Source organism: Massilia sp. P1_C10, from assembly GCF_056406475.1.
This window is the reverse complement of record NZ_JBFUAC010000010.1, coordinates 117,905-133,713: the sequence shown is the minus strand read 5'-3', so window position 1 is coordinate 133,713 and position 15,809 is coordinate 117,905. Positions and strand designations below refer to the sequence as shown.

The window sequence follows — 15,809 nt, the reverse complement described above, 5'->3', positions numbered from 1 at the left end:
GATCAGGCCGCGTCGACTTCCGACGATGGGCTCAGGTCCGCGGGACCAGGCCCCGACGCCTCCACCACCGCCACGGCGCCTTCGGCTTCGACCGCTTCGGCCGCCGCGGCTTCGCCGGTATCCTCTTCCTCGTCGCCCAGTTCGACCGCCGCGGTCTGCTGCACTTCCAGCAGGCGCGCCTCGATCGACAGGTCGACCTCGTCCCAGCGCAGGATATCCAGCTTGACCTGGGCGCCGCGCGCCACCTGCGGCATGCCCGGAAGGCGGATCACCAGCGGGATGTCGGTCAGGCGCAGCACTTCATCCTTCAGCACCACCGCCTCGACCTGGCGCGCCTCTTCCTGGCCCAGCCAGCGCAGGCACCAGTAGCGCTCCATGTTCTGCTGGTGGTCGTTGTAGGCCGAGTAGGCGGCGTCGAACGCCGACACGATCGCGAACAGGTTGGCGTCGCGCGGCTTGAACGGCGCCACCAGCGGCGCCGTCACGCCATGCTCGGCGCAGGCCAGGATTTGCCACTGGTTGACCAGGTCGGTGTAGCGGCGCAGCGGCGAGGTGCTCCACGCGTACTGGTCGACTCCGAGGCCCTGGTGCGGGGCCGCGTGCGTGACCATGCGGACCTGCAGCTTGGCCGCCCAGCCGGCGCCGCCGCCGGTACCCTGCGAACGGTAGATGCCAGGCACGCCGCTGTCGTGCAGCAGCTTGCCCCAGGTGCTGTTCGCAAAGATCATCAGCTCGGCGACGATCTTGTCGAGCGGAGCGCCGCGCTTGCGCTTGACCACAGAGACCACGTCGTCGTCGACGTAGAAGTTGTAGTCGACGCGGTTGTTCTGCTCGGGCTTCAGGCCGAACTCTTCGCGCTTTTTCATGCGGCCGGCTTCGAGCTTGAGCGCCCACTGCCACAGCTGCATCATCTCGGCCTTGTGCGGATACTCGCCCTCGCCGCTGGCGAGGGTCTCCTCGTTGACCAGGTCGTCGAGGTGGTTGTGGCGCAGGTTGCTCTTGATCGGCACCATCTCGGCGCGCGTCTCGGTCGACAGCACCGACCAGTCGGACGGGTCCAGCGTGGCGTACAGCGACAGCGCCGGGCAGGTCTTGCCCTCGGCCAGCGTGAAGGCGTCGACCACTTCGTCCGGCAGCATGGTGATTTTATCGCCAGGCATATACACGGTGGACATGCGCCCGCGCGCCATCTTGTCGACCGCGTCGTCCGGACGGATGCCCAGGCCCGGCGCGGCGATGTGGATGCCGACCTTGACCTTGCCGTCGGCGAGCGTGGTGACCGAGAAAGCGTCGTCGATTTCGGTGGTGGTGACGTCGTCGATCGAGAACGCGGCGACGTCGGCGGCCGGCAAGCCGCCCGGCGTGGCCGGCACCGGCACGCTCGGGAAGCCGGCGCCGCGCGGGAAGTTCTCGAACAGGAAGCGCGTCATGTGCAGGTCCTTCGGCGACGCAACGCCGCCGGTGGCCAGCATCAGCCGCTGCGGCGTCGTGTGCAGTTCTTCGCACGCCGCTTCCATCGCCTTGTACTCGATAGTGTTCTTGTCGGGCTTGAACAGCAGCTGCTGCACGATTGGCTGCATCGCCGCCGGCAGGCGCCCGGCCTTCAGCTCCTCGACATAGCCGGCCTGGATCACGGCCTGCTGCTTTTTCTTCTCGATGCCGGCTTGCGCGGCGCGCAGCGACTGCTCGGGCGCGGCCTTGTAGCGTCCGCGGCCCTTTTTATAGAAGTAGATCGGCGCGCTGTGCAGCGCCAGGATCAGGCCCGCGGACTCCGGCGGCTGCGGCGCGTGGCCGACGTATTCCTTGGCCAGGTCGGCGAAGCCGAATTCTTCCTGGCCCGCGACTTCCCACAGGAATTCGAGGTCGACTTCGGCGGCGATCGTCTTGGCCTGCTCCAGCAGTTCGGCCGGCGTCGGCTTCTCGTACTGCAGCAGCACGTCCTTGACCTTGACCTTGGTGCGCTTCCCGCTCGGCATTTCAACCTGGTAGGCCTCGCCCGCCTGCGACAGCACGGTGCCGACCTTGAAATCGCCGGATTCTTCAAAAAATAGATTCATTGTTCACTTCACGTTCTTTAATGTTGGGGCGGCAACCAGATTGATGACTGAAGGCAAGAATACCTCGGTGACCAGCAGGGTGCCTTGATGGCGCCGGTACAGGCAGCGGCGCGCATAGTAAACAGTGTCGTCCGCGGCGCCGAGCGCGGCGTGGGCGCGCTGCACCAGCGGATGGCCGGCGCGCAGGCGGGCAAATTCGAGCTCGCCGCGGCGCACCAGCGGATCATAAAACAGGGTGCTGCCCAGCGAGCGCTCGCCCAGGTGGCCGAACAGCGGCCAGTCGCTGGCGCTGTCGGACAGCGGCACCACGGTATGGGCAAACACCACCGGCTCGCCGTCGCAGCGCAGCAGCACTTCGCGCTCCCACACGCGGCCGGGGCGCGCCATGCCGATTTTCTTCGCCTCGTCCGACAGGCACAGGGCGCTGCGCTGATGCAGCTTCTGCACGCGGAAGGCCGCGCTGTGGCGGATCAAGCGCGCGGTCAGCGAGCCGCCTTCGGTCAGCCAGGCGCGCATCGCGTCGGTCGGCGCGACCGCGTTGACGTGGCGGTGCCAGCGCGCCTGGCGCAGCGAGCCGCTCCTCACCGCGCCGCTTCCGGCAGGCAGAAGGCCAGCACGTCGTCGACATAATCGGCAAATTCGGTGATCGCATGGTTGCTGCCGTCGATGACGACCTGGCGCGCGCCGGCATAGTGGCGCACCATGTCGCGGTAGTCCAGCACTTCGTCGCCGGTCGCGGCGATCAGGAAGTAGCGTTCCGGGTGCGTGAACTTCTCGACGGCGAGCGCGCGCAGTTCGTCGATGTATTCGCGCTTGAACTCGAACGGCTGGTCCGAATGCCAGGCGGTGGTCACGCCGACGTGCTGGTCGAGGTCCTTGAGCGGTTCGATTGCGGGGTTCAGCAGCACGGCGCGGCAGCCGAAGCGCTCGGCCAGCCAGGTCGCGTAGAAGCCGCCCAGCGAGGAGCCGACGATGGCCAGCTCGCTCGCCGGCGTGTCGCCGACCAGCTTGAGCGCCAGCGCCATCGCTTCTTTCGGCGACGCCGGCAGCTGCGGGCACACCAGTTCATCGGCGCGACCCAGCTCCGCCATCTTGCGGGCCACCACCCGCGCCTTGAACGAAGCCGGCGACGAGCGGAACCCGTGCAAATACAAAATCATTTTGCCAGCGCCTCGAGCAGCTTCTGGTGCACGCCGCCGAAGCCGCCGTTGCTCATCACGAGGATATGGTCGCCCGGCTTGGCGGCCACCGCGACCGCCTGCACCAGGAAGTCGATCTGGTCGAAGCTGTGCGCGATGGCGCCCAGCGGACGCAGGGCGTCGGCCAGGCTCCAGCCCAGCGCCTGCTGGCTGCCGAAGCCGAACACCAGGTCGGCGTCCTTCAGGCTGCCCGGCAGCGCATCCTTCATCGCGCCCAGCTTCATGGTGTTCGAGCGCGGCTCGAGCACGGCCAGGATGCGGCCCTCGCCGCCGATCTTCTGGCGCAGGCCGCCGACGGTGGTGGCGATCGCGGTCGGGTGGTGGGCGAAGTCGTCGTAGACGGTGACGTTATTGACCACGCCGCGCACTTCCATGCGCCGCTTGACGCTCTCGAAGCGCGACAGCGATTCGGCCGCCTGCGCGACCGGCACGCCGACGTGGCGCGCCGCGGCGATCGCGGCCAGCGCGTTGGAGCGGTTGTGGCGCCCGGTCAGGCCCCAGTTGACGGTACCCACGGTGTCGCCGTTGAAGACGACGTCGAAGTCGCCGCCCTGGTGCTCGACCATCGACCAGTTGACCGTGTCGCCGGCGCCGAAGCTTTCGTGCTCGCTCCAGCAGCCGCGCTTCATCACGCGCGCCAGCGAGGCCTCGTCGCCGTTGACCACCAGGCGGCCGACGCCCGGCACGGTGCGCACCAGGTGGTGGAACTGGGTTTCGATGGCGCCGATGTCCGGGAAGATGTCGGCATGGTCGAATTCGAGGTTGTTCATCACCGCCGTCTTGGCGTGGTAATGAACGAACTTGCTGCGCTTGTCGAAGAAGGCGGTGTCGTATTCGTCGGCCTCGATGACGAAGAAGTCGGAGTCGGCGTCACCCTGCAGGCGCGCCGAGATGCCGAAGTTCATCGGCACGCCGCCGATCAGGAAGCCGGGCGAGTAGCCGGCGTCTTCCAGGATCCAGGCCAGCATCGCCGAGGTGGTGGTCTTGCCGTGCGTGCCGGCCACGGCCAGTACCCACTTGTTGCGCAGGATGTGCTCGCCGATCCACTGCGGGCCCGACATGTAGGGCAGCGAACGGTTGAGGATTTCCTCGACCAGCGGATTGCCGCGCGAGACCACGTTGCCGACCACGTACAGGTCCGGATTCAGGTTGACCTGCTCGGGACCGAAGCCCTGGATCAGCTCGATACCCTGGGCTTCGAGCTGCGTGCTCATCGGCGGATAGACGTTGGCGTCGCAGCCCGTCACGCGGTGGCCGGCCTCCTTGGCGAGGACGGCCAGGCCGCCCATGAAGGTGCCGCAAATGCCGAGGATATGAATATGCATGATGGTCTCTGGACGGCGCCGAGCGATGCTGGAACGCACTGTTTAATTTTAGAATACGCGATTTTACCTGACCCGCCGCCGTTTACCGTTCCAGAGTATCATCTCGTCCATGATGGCCACTCAGAACAACGACCCCACTCTGTTGCGGGCAGAAATCGCCGCCCGCGCCGCGCGCATGATCGCCCAGGACGGCGCCGATTACGACTCGGCAAAGCGCAAGGCGGCGCGCCAGGTGCTCGGCGACGACCAGCCCCGGCCGAACCTGCTGCCCGATAACCTGGAAATCGAAGACGAAGTGCGCAAGTACCAGGCGCTGTTTCAGGGCGCGACCCAGCCGGCGATCCTGCGCGGCTTGCGCGAGCTGGCGCTGCAGGTGATGGAGCAGCTGGAACAGTTTCGCCCTTACCTGACCGGCGCCGTGCTGAACGGCACCGCCGGCGAGCACGACGACATCCACCTGCAGCTGTTCGCCGACAGCGCCAAGGACGTCATCATGTTCCTGCTCGACCGCGACGTTAATATAGACATCTCGGAAACGCCGCACTTCAAGGGCGGCCGGCACGATCCGGTGGAGACCGTCAGCTTCCACTGGCGCAAGCAGCAGGTGCATGCCGAGCTGTATGAAATGAACGACCTGCGCGGCGCGCTCAAGCCGCGCGCCGATGGCAGTCCCCACCGCGCAGACATCGACGCGGTGCGCGCGCTGCTCGCCTCCACTTAATGAATTGGAACTCCATGCATAAGAAAAACTTAGTCATTGCGGCCGTCGCGCTGACCTGCGCAGTCGCCGGCGCCGCCGTCGGCATGAAAACCACTGCCCCGGCGCCCGCCGCGGCCGGCGCCGTCAGTTCGCTGTTCGCGCAGTCGATGAACGATGCGGCCGGCAAGGCGCAGGCGCTGTCCGCCTTCAAGGGCAAGGCGCTGATCGTCAATTTCTGGGCGCCGTGGTGCGCGCCGTGCGTCAAGGAGATGCCGGAACTGGCCGAGCTGGCCGGCGAAATCGCGCCGAAGAACATCAACGTGATCGGCATCGGCATCGATACGCCGACCAATATCGCGCAGTTCGCGGCCAAGGTGAAGGTCACTTATCCGCTGTACGTGGCCGGCATGAGCGGTACCGACCTGGCGCGCGAGTTCGGCAACAAGGCGGGCGGCTTGCCTTATACCGTGCTGATCGGGGCGGATGGCAAGGTGAAGAAAACCTATCTTGGGCAGATCAAGTTCAAGGAACTGAAAGCGGATTTGGCCAAGCTTTGAGCTAGCGTCAAATGCGGGGTGAGGTCCTGCGGACCTGACCCCGGAACCTCTGCGAACGGTCGTTCTATTAGGCCGGCGAGCAATTTTATCGCTTGCCATTCCCCGATGTTGGCGGCAAAATGCCAGACTTTCGCGTCATTCGATACCGCCGACCATGGTAAAAAAGCTGTTGCTGCTGAATGGCCCCAATTTGAATTTGCTCGGCACCCGCGAGCCTGAGGTGTACGGCAGCGAGACGCTCGCGGACGTCGAACGCGCTGCCACTGCGCAAGCACAAGCGGCCGGCGCATCCATCGAGTGCTTTCAAAGCAACCACGAAGGCGCGCTGATCGACCGCATCCATGCCGCCAAAACCGACGGCGTCGACGCGATCGTCATCAATCCAGGCGGGCTGACCCATACCAGCGTCGCATTGCGCGACGCGTTCGCCGCAGTTGAGATACCGTTCGTGGAAGTCCACATATCGAACATTCATCAGCGCGAGCCGTTCCGCCACCATTCGTTCCTGTCCGCCATCGCGGCCGGCACGATCTGCGGGCTCGGCACGGATGGATATCGGTATGCCATCGACTTTGCGCTCAAAAAGCGTTAATCTTCGTCAACTTCACGCATTTTTGGCGGCACGCTTCACCCAGGCGCGCCGCTTACCTTTACAACCACAATAATTCCAAGGGGTTTCACATGGATCTACGAAAGCTCAAGACTTTAATCGACCTGGTCGCCGAATCGGACATCGCTGAACTCGAAGTGACCGAAGGCGAAAGCAAGGTTCGCATCGTCAAAACCTCGGCCATGCCGCAGGGCCAGATGATGATGATGCCGTCGCAGGGCATGCCCCAGCAGTACGCCGCACCGGCGCAGGCGCCAGCCGCGGCCGCCGCTCCAGTGGCCGCCGTCGCCGCCGAGCCGACCGGCCACATCGTCAAATCACCGATGGTCGGCACCTTCTACCGTTCGTCCGCGCCAGGTTCGCCGGCGTTCGTCGAAGTTGGCGCCACCATCAAGGAAGGCGACACCCTGTGCATCATCGAAGCGATGAAGCTGCTCAACGAAATCGACTCGGAAGTGTCCGGCGTCGTGACCAAGATCCTGGTTGAAAACGGCCAGCCGGTCGAATTCGGTCAACCATTGTTCGTGATCGGCTAAGCAGCCCCTGCGGCCCCGCGCGGGCCGCGGCGCTCCTGACTCACCATGCAGTTCCCGGCTTCGGCCGGACCTCACAGAAACACCGAACCTACCATGTTTGAAAAAATTCTCATCGCCAATCGTGGTGAAATCGCGCTGCGGATCCAGCGCGCTTGCCGCGAAATGGGCATCAAGACGGTTGTCGTTCACTCCGAAGCCGACAAAGACGCGAAATACGTGAAGTTGGCCGACGAATCGGTCTGCATCGGCCCCGCGCAATCGACGCTGTCGTACCTGAACATGCCGGCCATTATCAGCGCCGCCGAAGTGACCGACGCCGAGGCGATTCACCCGGGCTACGGCTTCCTGTCGGAGAACGCCGACTTCGCCGAACGCGTGGAAAAATCGGGCTTCGTCTTCATCGGCCCGCGCTCCGATTCGATCCGCCTGATGGGCGACAAGGTCTCGGCCAAGCAGGCCATGATCAAGGCCGGCGTGCCGTGCGTGCCAGGCTCGGACGGCGCGCTGCCGGACGATCCGAAAGAGATCGTGCAGACCGCCCGCAAGGTCGGCTATCCGGTCATCATCAAGGCGGCCGGCGGCGGCGGCGGTCGCGGCATGCGCGTGGTGCATACCGAAGCGGCCCTGCTGAACGCGGTCGCGATGACCAAGACCGAAGCCGGCACCGCTTTCGGCAATCCGGAAGTCTATATGGAGAAGTACCTGGAAAATCCGCGTCACGTGGAAATCCAGATTCTCTGCGACGAACATAAAAACGCCGTCTGGCTGGGCGAACGCGACTGCTCGATGCAGCGCCGCCACCAGAAGGTGATCGAGGAAGCGCCGGCGCCGGGCATCCCGCGCAAGCTGATCGAAAAGATCGGCGACCGCTGCGCCGAAGCTTGCCGCAAGATCGGCTACCGCGGCGCCGGCACGTTCGAGTTCCTGTACGAGAACGGCGAGTTTTACTTCATCGAGATGAACACGCGCGTGCAGGTCGAGCACCCGGTCACCGAAATGATCACCGGCGTCGACATCGTGCAGGAGCAGATCCGCATCGCCGCCGGCGAGAAGCTGCGTTTCCGCCAGCGCGACATCATGCTGTCGGGCCACGCGGTCGAGTGCCGCATCAACGCCGAAGACCCGTTCAAGTTCACCCCGTCGCCTGGCCGCATCACCGGCTGGCACGTGCCGGGCGGTCCTGGCATTCGCGTCGATTCGCATGCCTACGCCGGCTACTACGTGCCGCCGCATTACGATTCGATGATCGGCAAGGTCATCGCCTACGGCGCCACGCGCGACCAGGCGATCCGCCGCATGCAGATCGCGCTGTCGGAAATGGTGGTCGAAGGTATCATGACCAACATCCCGCTGCACCGCGAACTGATGGTGGACGCGCGCTTCATCGAAGGCGGCACCAACATCCATTACCTCGAGCAGAAGCTGGCCAACAAGCCGGACCTGCCGAAAGTGCCTTCGCTGAGCGCCAAGGAAGACAAGGCAGAGCAATGAGCTGGACCGAAGTCGTCATCGAAATCGCGCGCGACCATGCCGAGGCCTTGTCCGACGCCTTGATGGAAGCGGGCGCGCTGTCGGTGTCGGTGGAGGACGCCGACGAAGGCACCGACCAGGAAAAGCCGCTGTTCGGCGAACCTGGCATGGAGCCGACCGAAGCGGCGTGGGATCACAGCCGGGTCGTCGCGCTGACCGACGTCGACGCCGACCAGGCCGCGATCGTCGCCGAAGCGGCGGCGGCAATCGGCCTGGCCGAGGCGCCGGCGTTCACCACGCGCGACGTCGCCGACGAGGACTGGGTGCGCCTGACGCAATCGCAGTTCGCGCCTATCCACATCGGCAAGAACATCTGGGTCGTGCCGAGCTGGCACGAGGCGCCCGATCCGCAGGCGCTGATCCTCGAGCTGGATCCGGGCCTGGCGTTCGGCACCGGCAGCCATCCGACCACCCGCCTGTGCATGGAGTGGCTCGAAGCCCATCCGGCGCCGGGCAAGACGGTGCTCGACTACGGCTGCGGTTCCGGCATCCTGGCGATGGTGGCCAAGAAAATGGGCGCGGGCGACGTGGCCGGCGTCGACATCGATCCGCAGGCGATCGAGTCGGCACGCGACAACGCCGTGCGCAACCATGTCGAGATCGACTTTTACCTGCCGAATGACTTTGCGCAATCGGCCAAGCCGCAGCATGCAACCGGCAAGTTCGATATCGTCGTCGCCAACATCCTGACCAATCCGCTCAAGCTGATGGCGCCGATGCTGTCGGGCCGCATCGCGCCGGGCGGCGCCCTGATCCTGTCTGGCGTGCTGGCGCGCCAGGCCGACGAAGTGATCGCCGCCTACGCGCCGTTCATCAAGCTGGCCGTCTGGGCGGAGCACGAAGGCTGGGTGGCGCTGCACGGCGTCCTTGGCAACGACACCGTTCCACCTGCCCGCGCGTAGCAAAGGCATGGCGCTCGCCACTATCTGCCCCCACTGCAACACGACTTTCCGGGTCGCCTCGGACCAGTTGAAGTTACGTGGGGGGATAGTGCGCTGCGGCGCCTGCGGCGAGGTCTTCGACGGCAATGCCGCGCTGGTCGACCTCGACGCCATTCCGACCTCTCCTCCCACTCCCGCTGAAGTTCCGGCCGAGCCATCGGCCAGCGACGCGTTCGACGCGCAGATCGCCGAGATCGACGCCCAGGAGGCGGAGAAAGCGGAAGAAGAACCCATCTACACGCTCGATTTCGACACCACCTTCGATCCGTTCGGCATCGTGCCCGAGCCGGTAAAGCCGGAACCCGAGCCGGAGCCAACGGGGTCAGGTCCGGCGGACCTGACCCCGTCTTCAGCGCTGCCGGTCGATGAAGAGATCATCGCCTTGCCCCCGCCTGACGAAGAACCGGAGCCGATGGAAGCCGAGCCGGCGCCAGCCGAGCCTTCGGAGCCGCCGCCCGCGCAACTGCTGATGCGCGAGTCCGCCGCCGCCGCGCCCCTGCCCGCCGCGGCGCCCGACACCGAGACGGCCGTCGCAAAATCGGTGCGCCGCCACGCCGCCAAGCGCAAGAAGCCCGAGCCGCTGGTCTTCTCGCCGGAGCCGGTGGTGCCCGACGCCGAGTTCGCGGTCGAGGAGCCGGAGTTTGTCCGGCGCAGCCGCCTGCGCGAGGAAACCGGCCGCACCCGCCGCCTGATCCTGGCCGGCGGCTCGGCGCTGCTGGTGCTGGCGCTGGCCGCGCAGGGCGTGACCACTTTCCGCAACGTGCTGGCGGCGCGCTACCCGCAAGCCAAGCCGGCGCTGGCCGCCGCGTGCTCGGTCCTCGGCTGCAAAATCGAACTGCCTGCCCAGATCGACGAACTAAGCGTCGAGACGGGCGAGCTGCAGCCGGTGAACGCCACCACGTTCTCTTACGTGACCCTGCTGCGTAACCAGAGCCGCCTGGCGCAGGCCTGGCCGCACCTGGAGCTGACGCTGACCGACGCCAACGACAAAGCGCTCGTGCGGCGCGTGATCGCTCCGGTGAACTACCTGCCGCCGACGATCGCCGCCAAGGGCTTCGCGCCGCGCTCCGAGCAGCCGGTGAAGGTGTTTTTCGAACTGAACCAGGTCAAGGCTTCCGGTTACCATATCGCTATCTTCTACCCATAGGGCCCACACATGAACAAGACCACCCTGATCTGCGGATCGCTCGCCTTCGACAAGATCATGCAGTACCACGGCCGCTTCTCCGAGGCGCTGCTGGCCGACCAGCTGCACAAGGTGAACGTCTCGTTCCTGGTGCCGACCCTGCGCACCGAATACGGCGGCTGCTCGGCGAACATCGCCTACAACCTCAAGATGCTGGGCGGCGACCCGCTGATCATGGCGACCATCGGCCAGGACGGCGGCGAATACATGGACCGCTTCGAGCAGCTGGGCATCGCAACGCGCGCGATCCGCAAGATCGGCCACGCCTACACGGCACAGTGCTTCGTCACGGCGGACCTGGACAACAACCAGATCAACGCTTTCCACCCGGGCGCGATGCAGTTCGCCCATGAAAACAACGTGGCCGACCACGGCGAGCTGCGGGTGGCGATCATCGCGCCGGACGGCCGCGACGGCATGCTCAAGCACGCCACCGACTGCGCGGCGCAAAAGGTGCCTTTCATGTTCGACCCGGGCCAGCAGCTGCCGATGTTCAGCGGCGAAGAGCTGATCGACTTCATCAACAAGGCCAGCTACGTCGCGGCCAACGACTACGAATTCGAGATGCTGATGGATCGCACCGGGCTCACGCTGGCCGACATCGCGGCCAAGCTCGATGCGCTGATCATCACGCGCGGCGAAAAGGGCTCGGAGATCTACGCCGGCGGCAAGCGCTTCGACATCCCGAGCGTGAAGGCGACGGCGGTGGTCGATCCGACCGGCTGCGGCGACGCGTATCGCGCCGGCCTCCTGTACGGCATCGCCAACGGCTTTGACTGGCCGACGACGGGCAAGCTCGCGAGCCTGCTCGGATCGATCAAGATCGCGTCGCAGGGCGGGCAAAACCATGTGTTTACCGCGGCGGAGATCGCCGACCGCTTCGAAAAAGAGTTCGGCTACCGCTATTAAGAAGTTGAGGTCAGGTCCGCCGGACCTGGAAGGAGTCGAGCCTTGCAAGGCTCGACCGTTCCGCAGGAGCGAAGCTCCGCTTCGCTAAACCCCTGCTACACCCCCGGTCCTGTCGGCGCCAATCGCGACACGACATCGTCAACCGTCAGCTCGTTCGATCTGACTTCAATCAGCTTGCGCTTGCTGGTCATCCCATGCGTGATGGCCACCGCACTGCGCGGCACCGCCAGCGTCCCCGCCAAAAACTTCACCAGCGCCTCATTCGCCTTCCCCTCGATCGGCTGCGCCTGCAGTTTCACCTTGAGGGCGTCATCGACCACGCCGATCACTTCGGTCTTCTTCGCGTTGGGAGTAATCTGGACGGCGATCCGCACGCCGCCAGGCAGTGCGGAACACCAGGCGCGGGTCATCAGAACCCGAAGGCCATGCGCAGCAGGAGCTGGGCAATCTGCAGCAGGATCAGGGCGACCAGCAGCGACAGGTCCAAGCCGCCGAGCAGCGGCACCACCCGGCGCAGGGGGCGCAGCAGCGGATCGTTCAGCGCGCGCACCAGCGGCGCCAGCGGCGCGTGCGGATTGACCCAGCTGAAGATCGCTTCGATGATCAGCAGCGCCATGAAGCCGTACAGGATCCAGTTCAGGAAGCGGTACAGCGCCATCAGGAACACGGTCTGCCCCGGCAAGCCGGCCAGGAACAGCACCGAAGTGGCCAGCATGACCACCAGGAAGGCGCCGATCAGGCTGGCCCAATCGTAGCCGCCGACGCCGGGCACCAGCCGGCGCAATGGGCGCACCAGCCAGTCGGAAAGGGTAAAGGTAAATTGCGCCACCGAAGCCGGTGGGCGTACGCGGATCGCCTGCATCCAGAAACGCAGCAGCAATACGCCGCCAAGCACGGTGGCGGCGGCATCCACGATCAACTGGAGAATACTCAGCACAAACGACTCCTTGAATAAAAAAACCGCTGTGTGATACGAGTCACACAGCGGTATTCTGCCTGATCCAGGCCCAGCTGCCTATTAAGGACGGCTGCTGGTCGGGAACGGCCATGCTGCTGCTGGCGACAACACGGTCTTCGCTGCCGGAGCAGGAGCTGGTGCTGGCGCCGCGGCTGCAGGTGCTGCCGCTGGAGCGGCTGCCGGTGCGGCTGGCTTCGGCATTGCTGCCGCTTTTGGTGCTGCCGGCTTCTTCGGCGCAGCAGCTTTTTTCGCTACTGGCTTGGCTGCTGGTGCTGCCGCTGGTGCTGCTGCAGGTTTCGCTGCTGGCTTGGCCGCCGCCTTAACGGACTTTTTTGCTGCTGGCTTAGCCGCCACCTTCTTTGCTGCTGGCTTGGCCGCTGCTTTAGATGCTGCTGGTTTTTTTGCGGCTGCTTTTTTCGCTGCTGGCTTCGCTGCGGCTTTCTTCGCTGCGGGCTTGGCTGCTGCCTTTTTCGCTGCTGGCTTGGCTGCGGCCTTCGACGCTACCTTCTTGGCCGCTGGCTTCGCCGCGGCTTTTTTGGCTGCTGGCTTGGCTGCGGCTTTCTTAGGAGCGGCTTTCTTGGCTGCTGCTTTTGGAGCGGCTTTCTTGGCTGCTGGCTTGGCTGCAGCTTTTTTCGCTACTGGCTTCTTCGCTGCTGCTTTTTTAGGAGCGGCTTTCTTTGCTGCTGCCTTTGGAGCGGCTTTCTTGGCTGCTGGCTTCGCTGCGGCTTTTTTCGCTACTGGCTTGGCTGCTGCTTTTGGAGCTGCTTTCTTTGCTGCTGGCTTGGCTGCGGCTTTTTTAGCGACTGGCTTGGCTGCTGCTTTTTTCGCTGCTGGCTTGGCTGCTGCCTTTTTAGCGGCTGGCTTGGCGGCCGGCTTGGCTGCCGCCTTCTTCGCTGCTGGTTTAGCTGCTGCTTTCGCTGCTGGCTTGGCGGCTGCTTTTGCGGCCGGTTTCTTTGCTGCTGGTTTCTTTGCTGCTGTTGCCATTTGAGTTCTCCTTCATCTGCGATGAAAAAAATACGCTACAAGGTTTAAACCCGTCCGACCCGTATTGGTCGAGCGAATTATTCATCGGCACAAACGCGTGGCTTGTTTATGCTAATGAATTCGGCACCAGCTGAACTGCTGCAACTCCTCACGATTGCAGCACTTCAGCCGTCGTCGCCGCGGTCATCGCGACGACAGAAATCGGCATTACCAGGTCGCTGTCCACATCTTGTTTGCGCCAACCACGAAATGAAAAAGCCGCCATGCCTGAACGTCGATCAGGCAGTGCGGCTCAATTTTTGCGGTGAGGTCAGGTGCATATCTGTGTGAATCAACGTCCTATTTTGATCTTTTTTTTGTCGAAGCGCGCTCGAAAAACCGGCGCATTCTCATTTCGACAATTTCAATCTCGTAAAGTACACGAAAACCTTACCAGTGCGCAACTGGCACACTCATTATTTCGCGAGCTTTTTTCAAATCGTTTGCGTGAGATGCGTGATGCGAGCCGCGGATTGCGCGTCGCGCGTGCGCCGACACGCGTATCGCGAGAGGTCGCGATGACGAAAATGCGCGGCGCGATAGCGTGTCGCTACCGCTGCATGCGGATGCAACGGCGCCGCCGCCGAAGACCATCGCTTTGCATATCGCCCGTACCTATGGGCTTTATGCACAGCGGACGGATTTTCGCCAGCCTCGACTCGGCGGGCGGTGGGGCTTCGGTTGGATCGCGACGGCTGAAGTTCGATGGTGCGTGAAGCGCATCCGCGTCGCGTTGAGACCACGCGCGCACGTCGCGAAAATTTCGTCGTGTCGCAGCAACGCGTTTTCGTCGTCGCGCTCATCGCGTCGAATATTTCGCGCGCGCGGGGAGTGAAAATCGAAGAGACGACTTCGACGTCATGAACAGAAGATGGTGTCACGCCCGCGGGACCAGACTCCGCAAGTTCACGCGACGCGGATCAAAGTCAGGGGTCATGTCCGGCGGAGCGACGGGGACGCCGAGTCCCCGGGGTTGTCCGCGCTGCGGGAGCTTGCCGATGCACCCGTGGTTGTCGCGGGCATAAAAAAACCCGGCGGAGTGCGCCGGGCTTTTCGATTCGGCGCCAGACCGGAGCCTGGCGGCGGGATGTTTACTCCCAGTTCAGCGCGCCGCCGGTCTGGTACTCGGTCACACGCGTCTCGAAGAAGTTGCGCTCCTTCTTCATGTCGATCATCTCGCTCATCCACGGGAATGGATTCTCTTCCTGCGGGAACAGCGGCTCGAGGCCGATCTGCACCGAGCGGCGGTTGGCGATGAAACGCAGGTAGCCCTTGAACATCGATGCGTTCAGGCCCAGCACGCCGCGCGGCATGGTGTCTTCGGCGTACGCGTACTCGAGGTCGACCGCCTTCAGGAACAGGCCCTTGATCTCTTCGCGGAAGGCCGGCGTCCACAGCAGCGGGTTTTCCATCTTGATCGTGTTGATCAGGTCGATGCCAAAATTGCAGTGCATCGACTCGTCGCGCAGGATGTACTGGTACTGCTCGGCAGCGCCCATCATCTTGTTCTGGCGGCCCAGCGCCAGGATCTGGGTGAAGCCGACGTAGAAGAACAGGCCTTCCATCAGGCAGGCGAACACGATCAGCGACTTGAGCAGGGTCTGGTCGGACTCGACGGTACCGGTCTTGAACTCGGGATCGGTCAGTGTGTTGATGAACGGGATCAGGAACTCGTCCTTGTCGCGGATCGACTTGACTTCGTTGTACGCGTTGAAGATCTCCGACTCGTCCAGGCCGAGCGACTCGACGATGTACTGGTAGGCGTGGGTGTGGATCGCCTCTTCGAAGGCCTGGCGCAGCAGGTACTGGCGGCATTCCGGCGCCGTGATGTGGCGGTAGGTGCCCAGCACGATGTTGTTGGCGGCCAGCGAATCGGCGGTGACGAAGAAGCCGAGGTTGCGCTTGACGAGGCGGCGCTCGTCTTCGGTCAGCCCGTTCGGGTTCTTCCACAGCTCGATGTCGCGCTGCATGTTTACTTCCTGCGGCATCCAGTGGTTGGCGCAGCCGGCCAGGTACTTGTCCCAGGCCCACTTGTACTTGAACGGCACCAGCTGGTTGACGTCGGTCTTGCCGTTGATGATGCGCTTGTCGTCCGCGTTGACGCGCTTGGCGACCGCCTCGGCAGCAGCCGGCGCTTCAGCGGCGCCCTGCGGCATGCGTGGCGCCTGGTTGGTGTCTTCGTCCCATGACAACATAGTGGATTCTTCCTTGTATATATGTGTTGTACTAAAAACCGTCATTCCCGCGGAGGCGGGAATCCATGCTGAACATATTCAGT

Annotated in this window: 17 protein-coding genes; 10 read left to right on the top strand and 7 right to left on the bottom strand. The window is 64.1% G+C overall.

Features of this window, described 5'->3' with window-relative positions; genetic code table 11:
• Positions 1-2 precede the first annotated feature (2 nt).
• The 4 genes from AC1D02_RS19705 to mpl are packed head-to-tail and all read right to left on the bottom strand — an operon-like array spanning position 3 to position 4,581.
• Entirely contained in the window at positions 3-2,057 is a 2,055-nt protein-coding gene (locus AC1D02_RS19705; protein WP_477320005.1) for a ribonuclease catalytic domain-containing protein, read from the bottom strand.
• 3 nt (positions 2,058-2,060) lie between these two features.
• Positions 2,061-2,642: a chorismate--pyruvate lyase family protein gene (locus AC1D02_RS19700; RefSeq protein ID WP_477320003.1), complete on the bottom strand. Its 582-nt coding sequence runs from the start codon at positions 2,640-2,642 to the stop codon at positions 2,061-2,063.
• Positions 2,639-3,217 (bottom strand): YqiA/YcfP family alpha/beta fold hydrolase, encoded by a 579-nt coding sequence (locus tag AC1D02_RS19695; RefSeq protein WP_477320001.1) that lies wholly within the window; start codon positions 3,215-3,217, stop codon positions 2,639-2,641. The genes AC1D02_RS19700 and AC1D02_RS19695 overlap by 4 nt, the downstream gene beginning before the upstream one ends.
• Positions 3,214-4,581, bottom strand: coding sequence for a UDP-N-acetylmuramate:L-alanyl-gamma-D-glutamyl-meso-diaminopimelate ligase (mpl, locus tag AC1D02_RS19690; RefSeq protein WP_477319999.1), 1,368 nt, complete (start codon positions 4,579-4,581; stop codon positions 3,214-3,216). Before mpl ends, AC1D02_RS19695 begins: the two co-directional genes overlap by 4 nt.
• Positions 4,582-4,690: 109 nt before the next feature.
• Here mpl and AC1D02_RS19685 point away from each other — a divergent pair, with 109 nt between their 5' ends.
• From AC1D02_RS19685 to AC1D02_RS19650, 8 genes are all read left to right on the top strand, one after another.
• The gene (locus AC1D02_RS19685) at positions 4,691-5,302 is read left to right on the top strand and encodes a hypothetical protein (RefSeq protein ID WP_477319997.1); all 612 of its coding nucleotides are present in this window, start codon (positions 4,691-4,693) and stop codon (positions 5,300-5,302) included.
• Positions 5,303-5,316: 14 nt separating this feature from the next.
• A complete protein-coding gene (locus AC1D02_RS19680; protein WP_477319995.1) occupies positions 5,317-5,838 on the top strand; it encodes a TlpA family protein disulfide reductase in 522 nt (173 codons plus the stop codon).
• 154 nt (positions 5,839-5,992) lie between these two features.
• A complete protein-coding gene (gene aroQ / locus AC1D02_RS19675) occupies positions 5,993-6,430 on the top strand; it encodes a type II 3-dehydroquinate dehydratase (protein ID WP_477319993.1) in 438 nt (145 codons plus the stop codon).
• Between the two features lie 89 nt (positions 6,431-6,519).
• Positions 6,520-6,984: an acetyl-CoA carboxylase biotin carboxyl carrier protein gene (gene accB, locus AC1D02_RS19670; RefSeq protein ID WP_477319991.1), complete on the top strand. Its 465-nt coding sequence runs from the start codon at positions 6,520-6,522 to the stop codon at positions 6,982-6,984.
• A gap of 93 nt (positions 6,985-7,077) precedes the next feature.
• Entirely contained in the window at positions 7,078-8,475 is a 1,398-nt protein-coding gene (accC, locus tag AC1D02_RS19665) for an acetyl-CoA carboxylase biotin carboxylase subunit (RefSeq protein WP_477319989.1), read from the top strand.
• Positions 8,472-9,416 carry a 50S ribosomal protein L11 methyltransferase gene (gene prmA, locus AC1D02_RS19660; RefSeq protein ID WP_477319987.1) on the top strand — a complete coding sequence of 315 codons (945 nt, stop codon included), beginning with the start codon at positions 8,472-8,474 and terminating at the stop codon, positions 9,414-9,416. The genes accC and prmA overlap by 4 nt, the downstream gene beginning before the upstream one ends.
• Positions 9,417-9,423: 7 nt before the next feature.
• Complete coding sequence (locus AC1D02_RS19655) at positions 9,424-10,602, top strand: zinc-ribbon and DUF3426 domain-containing protein (RefSeq protein ID WP_477319985.1); 1,179 nt, start codon at positions 9,424-9,426, stop codon at positions 10,600-10,602.
• A 9-nt stretch (positions 10,603-10,611) separates the two neighbouring features.
• Complete coding sequence (locus tag AC1D02_RS19650) at positions 10,612-11,550, top strand: carbohydrate kinase family protein (RefSeq protein ID WP_477319983.1); 939 nt, start codon at positions 10,612-10,614, stop codon at positions 11,548-11,550.
• Between the two features lie 95 nt (positions 11,551-11,645).
• On the opposite strand, the gene AC1D02_RS19645 is transcribed toward AC1D02_RS19650, so the two are convergent.
• Positions 11,646-11,960, bottom strand: a complete 315-nt coding sequence (locus tag AC1D02_RS19645) for a DUF167 domain-containing protein (RefSeq protein ID WP_477319981.1) — start codon at positions 11,958-11,960, stop codon at positions 11,646-11,648.
• Positions 11,960-12,487, bottom strand: a complete 528-nt coding sequence (locus tag AC1D02_RS19640; protein ID WP_477319979.1) for a YggT family protein — start codon at positions 12,485-12,487, stop codon at positions 11,960-11,962. The genes AC1D02_RS19645 and AC1D02_RS19640 overlap by 1 nt, the downstream gene beginning before the upstream one ends.
• A 110-nt stretch (positions 12,488-12,597) precedes the next feature.
• Between AC1D02_RS19640 and AC1D02_RS19635 the strand changes: the two genes are divergently transcribed.
• Both AC1D02_RS19635 and AC1D02_RS19630 read left to right on the top strand, forming a co-directional pair.
• Positions 12,598-12,831, top strand: coding sequence for a hypothetical protein (locus AC1D02_RS19635; protein WP_477319977.1), 234 nt, complete (start codon positions 12,598-12,600; stop codon positions 12,829-12,831).
• The gene (locus AC1D02_RS19630; RefSeq protein WP_477319975.1) at positions 12,816-13,496 is read left to right on the top strand and encodes a hypothetical protein; all 681 of its coding nucleotides are present in this window, start codon (positions 12,816-12,818) and stop codon (positions 13,494-13,496) included. The genes AC1D02_RS19635 and AC1D02_RS19630 overlap by 16 nt, the downstream gene beginning before the upstream one ends.
• A gap of 1,126 nt (positions 13,497-14,622) precedes the next feature.
• Here the strand turns inward: AC1D02_RS19630 and AC1D02_RS19625 are convergent.
• Positions 14,623-15,726 carry a ribonucleotide-diphosphate reductase subunit beta gene (locus AC1D02_RS19625; protein WP_477319973.1) on the bottom strand — a complete coding sequence of 368 codons (1,104 nt, stop codon included), beginning with the start codon at positions 15,724-15,726 and terminating at the stop codon, positions 14,623-14,625.
• Positions 15,727-15,809 lie beyond the last annotated feature (83 nt).

Coding starts and splice junctions, on each gene's coding strand:
- AC1D02_RS19685 (WP_477319997.1), top strand. CDS start 4,691: ATGATGGCCACTCAGAACAACGACCCCACTCTGTTGCGGGCAGAAATC.
- AC1D02_RS19705 (WP_477320005.1), bottom strand. CDS start 2,057: ATGAATCTATTTTTTGAAGAATCCGGCGATTTCAAGGTCGGCACCGTG.
- prmA (WP_477319987.1), top strand. CDS start 8,472: ATGAGCTGGACCGAAGTCGTCATCGAAATCGCGCGCGACCATGCCGAG.
- accB (WP_477319991.1), top strand. CDS start 6,520: ATGGATCTACGAAAGCTCAAGACTTTAATCGACCTGGTCGCCGAATCG.
- accC (WP_477319989.1), top strand. CDS start 7,078: ATGTTTGAAAAAATTCTCATCGCCAATCGTGGTGAAATCGCGCTGCGG.
- AC1D02_RS19695 (WP_477320001.1), bottom strand. CDS start 3,217: ATGATTTTGTATTTGCACGGGTTCCGCTCGTCGCCGGCTTCGTTCAAG.
- mpl (WP_477319999.1), bottom strand. CDS start 4,581: ATGCATATTCATATCCTCGGCATTTGCGGCACCTTCATGGGCGGCCTG.
- AC1D02_RS19625 (WP_477319973.1), bottom strand. CDS start 15,726: ATGTTGTCATGGGACGAAGACACCAACCAGGCGCCACGCATGCCGCAG.
- AC1D02_RS19635 (WP_477319977.1), top strand. CDS start 12,598: ATGCTGCTGCTGGCGACAACACGGTCTTCGCTGCCGGAGCAGGAGCTG.
- AC1D02_RS19650 (WP_477319983.1), top strand. CDS start 10,612: ATGAACAAGACCACCCTGATCTGCGGATCGCTCGCCTTCGACAAGATC.
- aroQ (WP_477319993.1), top strand. CDS start 5,993: ATGGTAAAAAAGCTGTTGCTGCTGAATGGCCCCAATTTGAATTTGCTC.
- AC1D02_RS19680 (WP_477319995.1), top strand. CDS start 5,317: ATGCATAAGAAAAACTTAGTCATTGCGGCCGTCGCGCTGACCTGCGCA.
- AC1D02_RS19655 (WP_477319985.1), top strand. CDS start 9,424: ATGGCGCTCGCCACTATCTGCCCCCACTGCAACACGACTTTCCGGGTC.
- AC1D02_RS19645 (WP_477319981.1), bottom strand. CDS start 11,960: ATGACCCGCGCCTGGTGTTCCGCACTGCCTGGCGGCGTGCGGATCGCC.